This window comes from Brevundimonas sp. UBA7534, assembly GCF_002479325.1.
In the GTDB taxonomy this organism is placed as follows: domain Bacteria; phylum Pseudomonadota; class Alphaproteobacteria; order Caulobacterales; family Caulobacteraceae; genus Brevundimonas.
Genome location: NZ_DLMO01000186.1, coordinates 1 through 14151 on the forward strand (window position 1 = coordinate 1; position 14151 = coordinate 14151).

Annotated in this window: 18 protein-coding genes; 17 read left to right on the forward strand and 1 reads right to left on the reverse strand. The window is 66.2% G+C overall.

Going from position 1 to position 14151, the window contains the following annotated elements:
* Nucleotides 1–432 (reverse strand): AbgT family transporter (locus B2U11_RS15565; RefSeq protein ID WP_292073122.1); only part of this gene is annotated, 432 nt, incomplete at its 3' end.
* A 218-nt stretch (nt 433–650) separates the two neighbouring features.
* Here B2U11_RS15565 and B2U11_RS15570 point away from each other — a divergent pair.
* From B2U11_RS15570 to B2U11_RS15650, 17 genes are all read left to right on the forward strand, one after another.
* Nucleotides 651–1028, forward strand: a complete 378-nt coding sequence (locus tag B2U11_RS15570) for an NADH-quinone oxidoreductase subunit A (protein WP_201216089.1) — start codon at nt 651–653, stop codon at nt 1026–1028.
* The gene (locus B2U11_RS15575; RefSeq protein WP_292073130.1) at nt 998–1609 is read left to right on the forward strand and encodes a NuoB/complex I 20 kDa subunit family protein; all 612 of its coding nucleotides are present in this window, start codon (nt 998–1000) and stop codon (nt 1607–1609) included. Before B2U11_RS15570 ends, B2U11_RS15575 begins: the two co-directional genes overlap by 31 nt.
* On the forward strand, nt 1606–2235 hold the full coding sequence (locus B2U11_RS15580; RefSeq protein WP_201216094.1) for an NADH-quinone oxidoreductase subunit C: 630 nt from the start codon (nt 1606–1608) through the stop codon (nt 2233–2235). Before B2U11_RS15575 ends, B2U11_RS15580 begins: the two co-directional genes overlap by 4 nt.
* A gap of 56 nt (nt 2236–2291) precedes the next feature.
* Nucleotides 2292–3512: an NADH-quinone oxidoreductase subunit D gene (locus tag B2U11_RS15585; protein ID WP_292073166.1), complete on the forward strand. Its 1221-nt coding sequence runs from the start codon at nt 2292–2294 to the stop codon at nt 3510–3512.
* Nucleotides 3509–4186, forward strand: a complete 678-nt coding sequence (gene nuoE / locus B2U11_RS15590; RefSeq protein ID WP_292073135.1) for an NADH-quinone oxidoreductase subunit NuoE — start codon at nt 3509–3511, stop codon at nt 4184–4186. The genes B2U11_RS15585 and nuoE overlap by 4 nt, the downstream gene beginning before the upstream one ends.
* A complete protein-coding gene (locus B2U11_RS15595; protein WP_292073137.1) occupies nt 4186–4455 on the forward strand; it encodes a hypothetical protein in 270 nt (89 codons plus the stop codon). Before nuoE ends, B2U11_RS15595 begins: the two co-directional genes overlap by 1 nt.
* Nucleotides 4455–4685: a hypothetical protein gene (locus B2U11_RS15600; RefSeq protein WP_292073138.1), complete on the forward strand. Its 231-nt coding sequence runs from the start codon at nt 4455–4457 to the stop codon at nt 4683–4685. The genes B2U11_RS15595 and B2U11_RS15600 overlap by 1 nt, the downstream gene beginning before the upstream one ends.
* 2 nt (nt 4686–4687) lie before the next feature.
* Entirely contained in the window at nt 4688–6001 is a 1314-nt protein-coding gene (gene nuoF / locus B2U11_RS15605; RefSeq protein ID WP_207187440.1) for an NADH-quinone oxidoreductase subunit NuoF, read from the forward strand.
* A 2-nt stretch (nt 6002–6003) separates the two neighbouring features.
* The gene (locus tag B2U11_RS15610) at nt 6004–6495 is read left to right on the forward strand and encodes a hypothetical protein (RefSeq protein WP_201216102.1); all 492 of its coding nucleotides are present in this window, start codon (nt 6004–6006) and stop codon (nt 6493–6495) included.
* Entirely contained in the window at nt 6495–8540 is a 2046-nt protein-coding gene (gene nuoG, locus B2U11_RS15615) for an NADH-quinone oxidoreductase subunit NuoG (RefSeq protein WP_292073151.1), read from the forward strand. Before B2U11_RS15610 ends, nuoG begins: the two co-directional genes overlap by 1 nt.
* A gap of 3 nt (nt 8541–8543) precedes the next feature.
* Entirely contained in the window at nt 8544–9620 is a 1077-nt protein-coding gene (gene nuoH / locus B2U11_RS15620) for an NADH-quinone oxidoreductase subunit NuoH (protein WP_292073153.1), read from the forward strand.
* Nucleotides 9620–9829: a hypothetical protein gene (locus B2U11_RS15625; RefSeq protein WP_292073156.1), complete on the forward strand. Its 210-nt coding sequence runs from the start codon at nt 9620–9622 to the stop codon at nt 9827–9829. Before nuoH ends, B2U11_RS15625 begins: the two co-directional genes overlap by 1 nt.
* Nucleotides 9829–10320, forward strand: a complete 492-nt coding sequence (gene nuoI / locus B2U11_RS15630) for an NADH-quinone oxidoreductase subunit NuoI (RefSeq protein ID WP_249750638.1) — start codon at nt 9829–9831, stop codon at nt 10318–10320. The genes B2U11_RS15625 and nuoI overlap by 1 nt, the downstream gene beginning before the upstream one ends.
* A gap of 71 nt (nt 10321–10391) precedes the next feature.
* Nucleotides 10392–11015, forward strand: coding sequence for an NADH-quinone oxidoreductase subunit J (locus B2U11_RS15635; RefSeq protein WP_292073161.1), 624 nt, complete (start codon nt 10392–10394; stop codon nt 11013–11015).
* A complete protein-coding gene (gene nuoK, locus B2U11_RS15640) occupies nt 11015–11323 on the forward strand; it encodes an NADH-quinone oxidoreductase subunit NuoK (RefSeq protein WP_249750636.1) in 309 nt (102 codons plus the stop codon). Before B2U11_RS15635 ends, nuoK begins: the two co-directional genes overlap by 1 nt.
* 7 nt (nt 11324–11330) lie before the next feature.
* Nucleotides 11331–13442, forward strand: coding sequence for an NADH-quinone oxidoreductase subunit L (gene nuoL, locus B2U11_RS15645; protein WP_292073163.1), 2112 nt, complete (start codon nt 11331–11333; stop codon nt 13440–13442).
* 4 nt (nt 13443–13446) lie between these two features.
* A partial coding sequence (locus tag B2U11_RS15650; RefSeq protein WP_292073164.1) for an NADH-quinone oxidoreductase subunit M occupies nt 13447–14151 on the forward strand: 705 nt, incomplete at its 3' end.

The following is a 14151-nucleotide window of genomic DNA, read 5'->3' on the forward strand; positions in this document are numbered from 1 at the left end:
CGCCAGCGGGATGACCACGACATAGGAGGCGTCGGACACATGGTGGGACGTCATTCCCACGATCACCACGATCGGGGTCAGCAGGGCCTTGGGCGCATTTAGTAGGGCCCCGCGAATGGCCGTGGCGAACAGGCCCGTCCGCTCCGCCACCGACGCGCCGTAGATTATAGTGACCACGATCGCCAAAGGCGGAAAGTCCGCCAGGGTGCGCGGCATTCCGATGATCAGCCGCTCCAGATTTTCGCTGGACAGAAGACTCTGCGCCACCAGGCGATCGCCCGTCACCGGATTGACGGCCGACCATCCAAGTCCGGCTCCGACGAGGCTGAGCACGATCAGGCCGCCGATCAGCCATAGGAACAGAAATACGGGATCAGGCAGGCGATTGCCGATGCGCTCGACGGCGTTCAGGGCGCGACCGGCCAGGCTCATTCGAATGACTTTCCGTTACGGATCAGGAGCCTCAATAGGGCTTGGCGCGCCGCCGCTCCGCAAGAAGCCTTGCTGCGACATATGGCGCGCCTGAACAGTCGCCGCATTTGCGACCCGTTCTCAATAAAATCATAGACGGTTCCGGGGTTTGAACCTCGCGGACGTTGGGTCTAAGAAGCGCCGAATCCCGCCTCTCCCCGGCGGGCGAGGTTCTTCGCATGAACGCATTTCTGCTCGAATATCTGCCGGTTCTGATCTTCGCCGGCATTGCGGCGCTGATTTCGGTGCTCTTCATCGCCCTGCCGATGCTGCTGGCGCCGAAGAACCCCGATAGCGAAAAGCTGTCGGCCTATGAGTGCGGCTTCAACGCTTTCGACGACGCGCGGATGAAGTTCGACGTCCGCTTCTATCTGGTGTCGATCCTGTTCATCATCTTCGATCTGGAAGTGGCGTTCCTGTTCCCCTGGGCTGTGTCGATGTTCGACCTGCCGCAGGCCGGCATGGTGTTCGCCTTCTGGTCGATGATGGTCTTCCTGGGTGTCCTGACCATCGGCTTCATCTACGAATGGAAGAAGGGAGCCCTGGAATGGGAGTGATCGCGCCTTCGTCGCCGCTTCCCGGCGCCGCTGTTCCCGCCGGCTCGGCCGCGCGCTCGATGGTCGAGGGGTACGACCCCAAGATCCACGACAAGTTCTTCGAGGCGGTGAACACCGAATTGGGCGAGCGCGGCTTCCTGACCGCGTCGCTGGACGACGTCATCACCTGGGCGCGCACTGGCTCGCTGATGTGGATGACCTTCGGTCTGGCCTGCTGCGCCGTCGAGATGATCCAGATGTCGATGCCGCGTTTCGACGTCGAGCGCTTCGGCATGGCGCCCCGTGGCAGTCCGCGCCACTCGGACCTGATGATCGTCGCCGGCACCCTGACCAACAAGATGGCCCCGGCCATCCGCAAGGTCTACGACCAGATGCCTGACCCGCGCTACGTCGTGTCGATGGGCAGCTGCGCCAACGGCGGCGGCTATTACCACTACAGCTATAGCGTTGTTCGCGGCTGCGACCGGGTCGTGCCGGTGGACGTCTATGTGCCCGGGTGCCCGCCGACGGCGGAGGCGCTGCTTTACGGGCTGTTGCAGCTGCAGAAGAAGATCCGTCGCACGGGGACGATCGAGCGATGACCTCTCTCGCCGTTCAGGCTCAACATGAGGCGGTGCTGACGCCGCTGGGCACAGAGTTGGTGGGGGCGTTGGGCGTCGAGGCGCAGGTCGCGTTCGGCGAACTGACGCTGGTGGCCCCGCGCGAGCGCATCGTCGAGGTGCTGACGGCGCTGCGCGACCGCTTCCAGTTCCAGCAGCTGCTGGACGTGTGCGGCGCCGACTATCCGGATCGCGAGGAGCGGTTCGAGGTGGTCTATCATCTGCTGTCGCTGACCAAGAACGCGCGGGTGCGCGTCAAGGTGACGACCGACGAGGTCCAGCCCGTGCCGACCGTCATCGAGGTCTATCCCTCGGCCGGCTGGTTCGAGCGCGAGGCCTACGACATGTACGGCATGGTGTTCGAAGGACACCCGGACATGCGCCGCCTGCTGACCGACTACGGCTTCGAGGGACATCCGCTGCGCAAGGACTTCCCGATGACGGGCTATGTCGAGGTCCGTTACGACGAGGAGCAGAAGCGCGTCGTGTACGAACCCGTCAAGCTGACGCAGGAATTCCGCACGTTCGATTTCCTGTCGCCGTGGGAAGGCGCCGAGTATCCGGCGCCGGTACTGCCCGGCGACGAAAAGGCTGGAGTGAAGGGCTGATGGCGGACGTAGCCGAAAACCCGCCGGTCTCGCCGGCCATCGACCCCTGGGGCGAGATGGACCATGACGCCGACCCCCGGACGCCGCACGCCCGGGACATGGACGACCGCAAGTTCACCATCAACTTCGGCCCGCAACACCCGGCCGCGCACGGCGTGCTGCGCCTGGTGCTGGAACTGGACGGCGAGATCGTCGAGCGCGTCGATCCGCACATCGGCCTGCTGCACCGCGGCACCGAAAAGCTGATGGAGGCGCGCACCTATCTGCAGAACGTGCCCTACCTGGACCGCCTCGACTACGTCGCGCCGATGAACCAGGAACACGCCTTCTGCCTGGCCATCGAGAAGCTGCTGGGCATCGAGGTGCCTTACCGCGCCCAGCTGATCCGGGTGCTGTATTCCGAGATCGGACGCATCGGGAACCACCTGCTGAACGCGACCATGCAGGCCATGGACGTCGGCGCCCTGACGCCGCCGCTGTGGGGTCACGAAGAGCGCGAGAAGCTGATGGTGTTCTACGAGCGCGCCTGCGGGGCGCGCCTGCACGCCAACTACTTCCGCCCCGGCGGCGTCCACCAGGACCTGCCGATGGACCTGATCGACGACATCGGCCGCTGGTGCCAGGAGTTCCCGGCGGCGCTGAAGGACATCGAGAGCCTGGTCACCGAGAACCGCATCTTCAAGCAGCGCAACGTCGACATCGGCGTGGTGTCCAAGGAGCAGGCCCTGGCCTGGGGCTTCTCGGGCGTAATGCTGCGCGGCTCGGATATCGCCTGGGACCTGCGCAAGTCGCAGCCGTACGAATGCTACGCCGAGCTGGAGTTCGACGTGCCCGTCGGCAAGACCGGCGACTGCTGGGACCGCTATCTCTGCCGCGTGGAAGAGATGAAGCAGTCCGTGCGCATCATGGAGCAGTGCATCCACAAGCTGCGCAACTGCCCCGGCGAGCCGGTGATGATCGAGAACAACAAGATCGTCCCGCCGCGTCGTGGCGAGATGAAGCGCTCGATGGAATCGCTGATTCACCACTTCAAGCTCTACACCGAGGGCTTCTCGACCCCGGAAGGCGAGGTTTACGCCTCGGTCGAGGCGCCCAAGGGCGAGTTCGGCATCTATCTGGTGTCGGACGGCACCAACAAACCCTACCGCGTCAAGCTGTCGGCCCCCGGCTTCCGTCACCTGCAGGCGATGGACTGGATGAACCGCGGCCACCAGCTGGCCGACGTGTCCGCCATCCTGGGCTCGCTCGACATCGTTTTCGGAGAGGTGGACCGATGAGCGTTCGTCGTCTCGCCAAGGAACAGCCTGAGTCCTTCGCCTTCTCGAAGGCCACCAAGGCCAAGGCCGACTGGTGGATCAAGAAGTATCCGGAAAACCGTCGTCAGTCGGCGGTGATCCCGATCCTGTGGCTGGTGCAGAAGCAGGAGGGCTGGGTCTCGGAGCCCGCCATCCGTGCTGTCGGCGACCTGCTGGGGATGCCGTTCATCCGGGTGCTGGAGGTCGCGACCTTCTACACCATGTTCATGCTGGAGCCGGTCGGCACGACGGCGCTGATCCAGGTGTGCGGCACCACGCCGTGCATGCTGCGCGGCGCCAACGACCTGATGAAGGTGTGCAAGGAGAAGATCGGTCCCAAGGACCATCTGTCCGCCGACGGCCGCTTCACCTGGCAGGAAGTCGAATGCCTGGGCGCCTGCTCGAACGCGCCGATGGCCCAGATCAACGACTACTATTTCGAGGACCTGACGCCCGAGACCATAGGTCAGATCATCGACGACTTCGCCGCGGGCAAGACGCCCGAGCGCGGTTCCTACATCGGTCGCACCAATGCGGCGCCGGCTGGCGGGGCCAAGACCCTGCTGGACCCGAAGCTGTACGACGGTTCGGCCGCCAAGCCGATCAAGAAGCTGCCCAACAGCGATCCGGCCCCGGCCGAGAAGGCGCCGGCCTGATGTCGCGACCGGACCTGAACACAGAAGAGGGCAGGGCGGCCTACCGGCGCGAGCTTCGCCGCGTCGCCTGGCCGATCCGCTGGGGCGGTCTGGGCCTGATCGTGCTGGCCGCCGCCGTCATCCTGGCCGCGCGGCAGAACCTGTTCGGCATGGGCGAGACCGCCGTGACGGCCGCCTACGGGCTGCTGGCTGCCGGTTGGGCCCTGTGGATCGCGGCCGTCTTCATCCGCACCCGCCACCACAAGCGCCGCCTGGCGGAGGGGCTGTGATGTCCAAGACGCCGAAGGCCGCCGACTTCAAGATGATGAGCTACATCGGCCTGATCGATGTGGCGGCTGGCCTTGGGCTGATCGCGATCGGCTTCGCCGGCGTGCTTGAGGTCGGCCCCGAGATCATGACGCCGGTGGGACTTCTGGTCTCGGCCATGGGCGTCGCCCTCGCGCTGTGGGCGCGCAACAAGATGGCCCAGGCCGAGCGCCAGGGCGGAGATCGGAACTGACCATGGTCGGAATCCTCGAAGACAAGGACCGGATCTTCACCAACCTGTACGGCTTCCATGACTGGACGCTGGAGGGGGCGAAGACGCGCGGGGCGTGGAACGCCACCAAGGACATGCTGGACCTTGGCCGCGACTGGATCATCAACAACGTCAAGGCGTCCGGCCTGCGCGGCCGGGGCGGCGCGGGTTTCTCCACCGGTCTGAAGTGGTCCTTCATGCCCAAGGAGGTGAAGGATCGGCCGCACTATCTGGTCGTCAACGCCGACGAATCCGAGCCCGCGACCTGCAAGGACCGGGAGATCATGCGCCATGATCCCCAGCTGCTGATCGAAGGCTGCCTGATCGCCAGCTTCGCCATGCAGGCCCACGCCTGCTACATCTATCTGCGCGGCGAATATGTGCTGGAACGCGAGCGCATGGAGGCGGCCGTCAAGCAGGCCTACGAGGCTAGGCTGATCGGCAAGGACAACGTTCACGGCTGGGACTTCGACGTCTATATCCACCACGGGGGCGGCGCCTATATCTGCGGCGAAGAGACGGCCCTGCTGGAATCGCTGGAAGGCAAGAAGGGCCAGCCGCGCCTGAAGCCGCCGTTCCCGGCGGGCGCGGGCCTCTACGGTTGCCCGACCACGGTGAACAACGTCGAGTCGATCGCGGTCGTCGGCACCATCCTGCGTCGCGGGGCGGACTGGTTCGCCAGCTTCGGCCGTCCGAACAACACCGGCACCAAGCTGATGTCGCTGTCGGGCCATGTGAACACGCCCTGCGTGGTCGAAGAGGCCATGTCGATCCCGCTGCGCCAGCTGATCGAGGATCATGGCGGCGGCGTTCGCGGCGGCTGGGGCAATCTGAAGGCCATCATCCCCGGCGGCGCGTCCTGCCCGATCATCACCCGCGAGAATGCGGAAACCGTGCTGATGGATTTCGACTCCATGCGCGAGGTCCGCTCGTCGCTGGGCACCGCCGGCGTGACCGTCATGGACGAGTCCACCGACGTCGTTAAGGCGATCGCCCGCATCAGCTACTTCTTCAAGCACGAAAGCTGCGGCCAGTGCACGCCGTGCCGCGAAGGCACCGGCTGGATGTGGCGCGTTCTGGAGCGGATGGCCGTGGGCGAGGCCGATCCGTCGGAGATCGACCTGCTGCTGGACGTCGCCGGCCAGGTCGAAGGTCACACCATCTGCGCGCTGGGCGACGCGGCCGCCTGGCCGGTGCAGGGCCTGATCCGCCACTTCCGCCACGAGATCGAAGAGCGCATCGCGACCTATCGCAGCCGCCGCGCCAACTTCGCCGGCCACGCCATCGCGGCCGAGTGACCATGCGCCTTTCGCCCGCCATCCTGATCGGAGCTTTCGCTCTCGCCGCCTGCGGCGAGCGTGAAGCCGCGCCGAGCCCGGCGGAGACGGTCGCGGCCGAAGCGCCCGTGTCGGACGCCGTCGCCTCGGCGCCGGCCGCTCTTAACGCCGTCGACCTGCGCAGAGTGTGCCGCGCGGGCCTGGCCGCGATCCACGGTCAGGAACCGGCCGCCATCGCTGTCGACGGCGTGGAGGGCGAGGTGGTTCACGCCTCCTGGCGCGCCCCGGTCGACGGCGGGCGCATGAAGGCCGACTGCCGCGTCGAAAAGGATCTGGTGGTGTGGAAGCCGCTGGGCCTGCCCGACGCCGCCATGGTCCGCTGGATGAACCAGTCCGGCGACCCGGCGATCCGCTACGCCCTGGACGGGGCGACGGTCGCCATCACCCAGACTCTCCCCGACGGGACGACGGAACGGACCGAGCTGGCCGTTCCCGCTGAAGAAGAGGCCCATTGATGCCTATCGCCAAGGTCAACGGCGTCGAAACCGAATTCGAGCCCGGCATGACCGTGCTGCAGGTCGCCGAGCGCGCCGGGCACGAGATTCCGCGCTTCTGCTACCATGAGCGGCTGTCGATCGCCGGCAACTGCCGCATGTGTCTGGTCGAGGTGAAGCCCGGACCGCCCAAGCCCCAGGCGTCGTGCGCCCTGCCGGCCGCCGACGGCCAGGAAATCTTCACCGATACGCCGATGGTCAAGAAGGCCCGCGAAGGGGTGATGGAGTTCCTGCTCATCAACCACCCGCTGGACTGCCCGATCTGCGACCAGGGCGGCGAATGCGACCTGCAGGACCAGGCCGTGGGCTATGGCCGCGACGGCTCGCGCTACGCCGAGAACAAGCGCGCCGTCGAAGAAAAGAACATGGGTCCGACGGTCAAGACCTTCATGACCCGCTGCATCCAGTGCACGCGCTGCGTCCGCTTCATCACCGAAGTGGCGGGCGTGCCGGACATCGGCATGATTTCGCGCGGCGAGAGCGCCGAGATCACGACCTATCTGGAAAAGAACATCGACAGCGAACTGTCGGGCAACGTCAACGACCTGTGCCCGGTCGGCGCCCTGACGCACCGCCCGTGGCAGTACCACTACCGCCCGTGGGAGCTGAAGAAGACCGAGACCATCGACGTCATGGACGCCTTGGGCTCCAACATCCGCGCCGACTATCGCGGGTCCGAGGTCATGCGCATCCTGCCGCGCGTCAACGAGGGCATCAACGAGGAGTGGCTGTCCGACAAGAGCCGCTATGTCGTCGACGGCCTGACCGCGCGACGCCTGGACCGCCCGTGGCTGCGCGAGAACGGCAAGCTGCGTCCCGCGACCTGGGACGAGGCGCTGGGCGCCGTCGCCGCCCGTCTGAAGGCCGCCTCGGCCGACCGCATCGGCGTGGTCGCGGGCGACTTGCAGGACGCCGAGAGCATGAAGGCGACGCTGGACCTGTTCCGCGCCCTGGGCTCGACCAACACCGACTGCCGCCAGGACGGCGCGGCCCTGGGCTACGGCCCGCGCGAGAGCTGGCTGTTCAACTCCGGCCTGCAAGGCGTTGAAAATGCTGATGCGGTTCTGCTGATCGGCGTCAATCCGCGCGTCGAGGCGCCGCTGCTGAACGCACGCCTGCGCAAGGCCTGGCTGAAGGGCGGGCTGGAGGTCGGCGTGATCGGCGAACAGGTCGATCTGACCTACGGCTACAGCTACCTCGGCGCCGGGTCGAAGACCCTGGCCAAGCTGCCCAAGTCGGCGATGGACTTCCTGACCAAGGCCGAGCGTCCGGCGATCATCGTCGGCGCGGGCGCCCTGCGCGGCGAGACCGGCCCGGCGGCGTTGAACGCCATCGGCGCCCTGGCCAAGAAGGTCGGCGCGATCGCGGAAGGCTGGAACGGCTTCAACGTGCTGCACAGCGCCGCCGCGCGCGTCGGCGGCCTGGACATGGGCTTCGTGCCGGGCGAGGGCGGCCTGGCCGTCGCGGACATGCTGAAGCCGGGCGCGCTGGACGTGCTGTTCCTGCTGGGCGCCGACGAGGTGGACCCGACCGGTTCGGACGCCTTCCGCGTCTATCTGGGCAGCCACGGCGACCGCGGCGCGCACGGCGCCGACGTCATCCTGCCGGGCGCGGCCTACACTGAGAAGTCGGGCCTTTACGTCAACACCGAGGGCCGGGTGCAGATGGCCGAACGGGTCGTCTTCCCCAAGGGCGAGGCCAAGGAAGACTGGGCCATCATCCGCGCCCTGTCCGGCTATGTCGGCCAGACGCTGCCCTACGACACGCTGGAGCAACTGCGGTCCAGGCTGATGGCCGACCATCCGACCTTCGGGCGGATCGACTATCTGGCCGCGCCCGAAGCGTTCGATCCGTCCAAGCTGGGCGCCAAGGGCTACCTGGGCGACGTGGCCTACGCCTCGGTCGTGGGCGACCCCTATCTTTCCAACCCGATCGCGCGCGCCAGCGCGACCATGGCCGAGCTGTCCGCCCAGCGGACCCAGCCGGTCGTGATGGCGGCGGAGTAAGTCATGGACCCCGTTTCCTTCTGGAGCACCCCGGTCGGTTGGACGCTGCTGACGGTCGGCCAGGTCCTGCTGATCACCGTCGTGGTGCTGATCTTCGTCGCCTTCCTGCTGCTGGCCGACCGCAAGGTCTGGGCCGGCGTGCAGATGCGTAAAGGGCCCAATGTGGTCGGCCCCTTCGGCCTGCTGCAGTCCTTCGCCGACATGCTGAAGTTCGTGCTGAAGGAGGTCGTGGTCCCGGCGGGCGCGGACAAGGCGGTGTTCCTGCTGGCGCCGATCATCACCGTGATCCTGGCCTTCATGGCCTGGGCCGTGATTCCCTTCGCGCCCGGCTGGGTGATGTCGGACCTTAACGTCGGCATTCTCTACATTTTCGCGGTGTCGTCGCTGGGCGTGTACGGCATCATCATGGGTGGCTGGGCCTCAAACTCGAAGTATCCGTTCCTGGGGTCGCTGCGGTCGGCCGCGCAGATGGTGTCCTACGAGGTTTCGCTTGGCCTCATCATCATCAACGTCATCCTGCTGGCCGGTTCGATGAACCTGTCGACCATCGTCGACAGCCAGAAGGGCATGTTCTGGAACTGGTACGCCTTCGGCGGCGGGGCGGGGACCTGGCCGCTGATCCTGGTGCTGTTCCCGATGATGATCGTCTTCTTCGTGTCGGCCCTGGCCGAGACCAACCGTCCGCCGTTCGACCTGCCCGAGGCCGAGTCCGAACTGGTCGCCGGCTATCAGGTCGAATACGCCTCCACGACCTATCTGCTGTTCATGATGGGCGAGTACGTCAACATCGTCTTCATGTCGGCGATGGTCAGCATCCTGTTCTTCGGCGGCTGGAACCCCGGCATCATCCCGCAATCGGTGCTGGACGGCCTGCCGGGCTGGCTGGAGTACACGATCTACGTCGCGACCTTCATCGTGAAGACCGTGCTGTGGTTCCTGGCGTTCGCCTTGGTGAAGGCCTTCGTGCCCCGCTACCGCTACGACCAGCTGATGCGCCTGGGCTGGAAGATCTTCCTGCCGGCCTCCCTGGTCGCCGTGGTCATCACCTCGGCCTGGCGCGTCTTCGTGGTGGGCGGCTGATGAGGACGTCGGCTTCCATCCTGACGCTGGCGGCGACCGGCGCGGTCCTGTGCGGCTGCGCCGCCGACCCGCGCATGCCCGAGTCCAGCTATCAGTGGGAGCGCCGCCAGGACCGCATCGAGCAGGAATGGCGGGCCGGACAGGCCAAGGCCGCTCCCGCCCCATCGACTTCAACCAACGGCGCCCCGGCGCCAGAGGATCGTTTCTGATGTTCAACCGGATCGCCCAGGCCGCCAAGGGCGCGCTGATGCTGGACGCCGTCGGCGCCATCGGCCTGACCCTGAAATACATGGCCCGTCCCAAGGCCACCGTGAACTATCCGTTCGAGCGGAATCCGCAGTCGCCCCGCTTCCGCGGCGAACACGCCCTGCGTCGCTATCCGAACGGCGAGGAACGCTGCATCGCCTGCAAGCTGTGCGAGGCCATATGCCCCGCCCAGGCCATCACCATCGAGGCCGAGCCGCGCGCCGACGGCAGCCGCCGCACGACCCGCTACGACATCGACATGGTCAAGTGCATCTACTGCGGCCTGTGCCAGGAGGCCTGCCCGGTGGACGCCATCGTGGAAGGCCCGAACTCGGAGTTCGCCGTGGAGACACGCGAGGAGCTGCTGTTCGACAAGGCCCGCCTGCTGGACAACGGCGACCGCTGGGAACGCGTGATCGCCAAGAATCTGGAACTCGACGCGCCTTACCGCTAAGGCGCTGACGCTAACGGGCCGCCGATTCCGCCAAGGGGTCGGGGCCGAGACGAAAGGGGCTTCGTCCCGACATGCTGCAAGGCATAGCCTTCTATCTGCTGGCGGCGACCGCCGTGGTGTCCGGCCTTCTGGTCGTGACCGCGCGCAACCCGGTGCACAGCGTGCTGTGGTTGATCCTGGCCTTCTTCTCCGCCGCCGGTCTGTTCGTGCTGCTGGGGGCGGAGTTCCTGGCCATGCTGCTGGTCGTGGTCTACGTCGGCGCCGTCGCGGTGCTGTTCCTGTTCGTCGTCATGATGCTGGACGTGGACTTCCTGAAGCTGCGCGAGGGCTTCGCGCGCTATCTGCCGCTGGCGATCATCATCGCCGGGGTGCTGCTGGTCGAGATGATCCTGGTGTCCGTCGCCGTGGTCCAGAACGGCGCCGCCGCCGACGCCGTGCTGGGCGCGCCGCGGCCCGACGTGACCAATGTCGAGGCGATCGGCCGGGTGCTCTACACCGACTACGTCTATTTCTTCCAGGCCGCCGGGATCGTGCTGCTGATCGCCATGATCGGGGCCATCACCCTGACCCTGCGCCACAAGCCGCACATCAAGCGCCAGAACATCGCCGACCAGATCAACCGCCCGGCCGCCAAGGCCATGGAGGTCAAGACGGTCCAGAGCGGGCAGGGCGTGTCGCCCGAGGAGCTTCTGTAATGGTCGTCGGACTGCAGCATTACCTGGCGGTCGCCGCCATCCTGTTCACCATCGGGGTGTTCGGCATCTTCGTGAACCGCAAGAACGTCATCATCATCCTGATGTCGATCGAGCTGATCCTGCTGGCGGTGAACATCAACTTCGTGGCCTTCTCGACCTACCTCAACGAGGTGTCGGGGCAGATCATGGCCATGTTCGTCCTGACCGTCGCCGCGGCCGAGGCCGCCGTCGGCCTGGCCATTCTGGTGACCTTCTTCCGCAACCGCGGCGACATCGCCGTGGACGACGCCTCCGTGATGAAGGGCTGATCCGACAGTGACTCTTCAGACTCTCGTCATCCTGGGCGTCTTCGCCCCGCTGCTGGGCGCCGCCATCGCCGGCTTCTTCGGCCGCCGGATCGGCAACGTCCCGTCGCAGGCGGCCACGACCGGCCTGCTGTTCTTCTCGTGCGCGGTGGCCTGGACGGTGTTCGGCCAATGGACCTGGGGCCATCTGGAGCCCTTTACCCTGCGCCTGCTGCCGTTCATCAACGTCGGCGACTTCCAGTCGGCGTGGTCGATCCGCATCGACGCCCTGTCGGCGACCATGCTGATCGTGGTCACCAGCGTCTCGTCGCTGGTGCACCTGTACTCCTGGGGCTACATGGCGGAGGACGACTCCAAGCCCCGTTTCTTCGCCTATCTGAGCCTGTTCACCTTCATGATGCTGGCGCTGGTGACGGCCGCCGACTTCATGCAGATCTTCTTCGGTTGGGAAGGCGTGGGCCTGGCGTCCTATCTGCTGATCGGCTTCTGGTACAAGAAGCCGACGGCCAGCGCCGCCGCCATCAAGGCCTTCGTCGTCAACCGCGTCGGCGACTTCGGCTTCGTCCTGGGGATCATGACGATCTTCTGGATGTACGGCACCATCGAGTTCTCGGAGCTGTTCCCGATGATCGGCGAGCGCGCCGGCACGACGTGGGAGTTCCTGGGCGTCCAGTGGTCGGCGCTCGATCTGGCGGGCTTCCTGCTGTTCATCGGCGCCATGGGCAAGTCGGCGCAGTTCTTCCTGCACACCTGGCTGCCCGACGCGATGGAAGGCCCGACCCCCGTGTCGGCCCTGATCCACGCCGCCACCATGGTGACGGCCGGCGTCTATATGGTCTGCCTGCTGTCGCCCATCTATGAGCACGCGCCGGGCGCGGCCCAGATCATCGCCATCATCGGCGCCATCACGGCCCTGTTCGCCGCCACGGTCGGCCTGACCCAGAACGACATCAAGCGGGTCATCGCCTATTCGACCTGTTCGCAGCTGGGCTACATGTTCTTCGCGGCGGGCGTCGGCGCCTATCAGGCCGCCATGTTCCACCTGTTCACCCACGCCTTCTTCAAGGCCCTGCTGTTCCTGGGCGCCGGTTCGGTGATCCACGGGATGCACCACGAGCAGGACATGCGGAAGATGGGCGGCCTGTGGAAGCTGCTGCCGGTCACCTATGCAGTCATGACCATCGGCACCATCGCCATCACCGGTCTGGGCATCCCCGGCGTCGGCGGCTTCGCCGGCTTCTACTCCAAGGACTCGATCATCGAGAGCGCCTTCGCCTCGGCGGCCTCGGGCCATTCGGCGGTGGGCATGTTCGCCTTCTTCGTGGGCATCATCGCCGCGGGCCTGACAGCCTACTATTCGTGGCGCCTGGTGTTCATGACCTTCCACAACAAGCCGGTGTGGAAGGAAGAGGGCGCCCACCACGCCGACGATCACGCCACCGACGCGCAGCTGGAAACCCATTCGGAGCCGCTGCCTGACGCCGACGGTCACGCCGTGGCCCACGCCGCCCATGACGATCACGCGCACGACGATCACGCCCACCACGGCCCGCTGCACCCGCACGAGAGCCCGTGGGTCATGCTGGTCCCGCTGCTGGCCCTGTCGGTCGGCGCGGTCGCGGCGGGCTTCGTCTTCGCGCCATTCTTCATCGGTCACCACGAGGCCGAGTTCTGGCGCGGCGCCATCTTCGTCGGCGCGCACAATCACGTGCTCCACGAAAGTCACGACGTCCCGACCTGGGTGAAATGGTCGCCGCTGATCCTGACGCTGATCGGCACCGCCTTCGCCTATTGGATCTACGTCGCCCGCGAAGGCATGGGCCGCCGCATGGCCGAGCGGAACGGCATCGTTTACCGCTTCCTCTACAATAAGTGGTACTTCGACGAGCTGTACGACTTCGTCTTCGTCCGCGGTTTCCGGGCCATCGGGAACTTCTTCTGGAAGGTCGGCGACGTGAAGATCATCGACGGCCTGGGCCCCAACGGCGCCGCCTGGGCGTCGCTCAAATCCGCGGCCCGACTGGCCAAGATCCAGTCCGGCTATGTCTATCACTATGCCTTCGTGATGCTGCTCGGGGTGGCGGGTCTGCTCACCTTCGCCATCCTCGCGTGGGGAGCCTGATCTCGTGCCCTACATCCTGAGCCTCGTCACCTTCCTCCCGCTGCTGGGCGCCCTGGCGATCTTCGTCGCCCGGCTGACCTCCAAGTCGCAGGACGCCGCCGCCCCGGCCGCGCGCTGGATCGCCCTGGTCACGACCCTGGCGGTCCTGGCCGTCTCGGTCGTGCTGGTCGCCGGCTTCGATCCGGCCAACACCGGCTATCAGTTCGTGGAGTTCGCGCCCTGGTTCGCCGGCGCCAGCTACCACCTGGGCGTGGACGGCGTGTCGATCCTGTTCGTCCTGCTGACCGCCTTCCTGATGCCGATCTGCATCCTGGCCAGCTGGAAATCGATCCAGACGCGCGTCGTCGAATACATGATCGCCTTTCTGGTGCTGGAGACGCTGGTCATCGGCGTGTTCACCTCGCTGGACCTGTTCCTGTTCTACATCTTCTTCGAAGGCACCCTGGTGCCGATGTTCCTGATCATCGGCATCTGGGGCGGTCAGAACCGGATCTACGCGGCCTACAAGTTCTTCCTCTACACCCTGCTGGGGTCGGTGCTGATGCTGCTGGCCATGCTGTGGATGGCCCATACGGCCGGCACCACCAGCATTCCGGAGCTGAAGCAGTTCGCCTTCGATCCGGCCGTGCAACCGGTGCTGTGGCTGGCCTTCTTCGCCTCGTTCGCGGTGAAGATGCCGATGTGGCCGGTGCACACCTGGCTGCCCGAC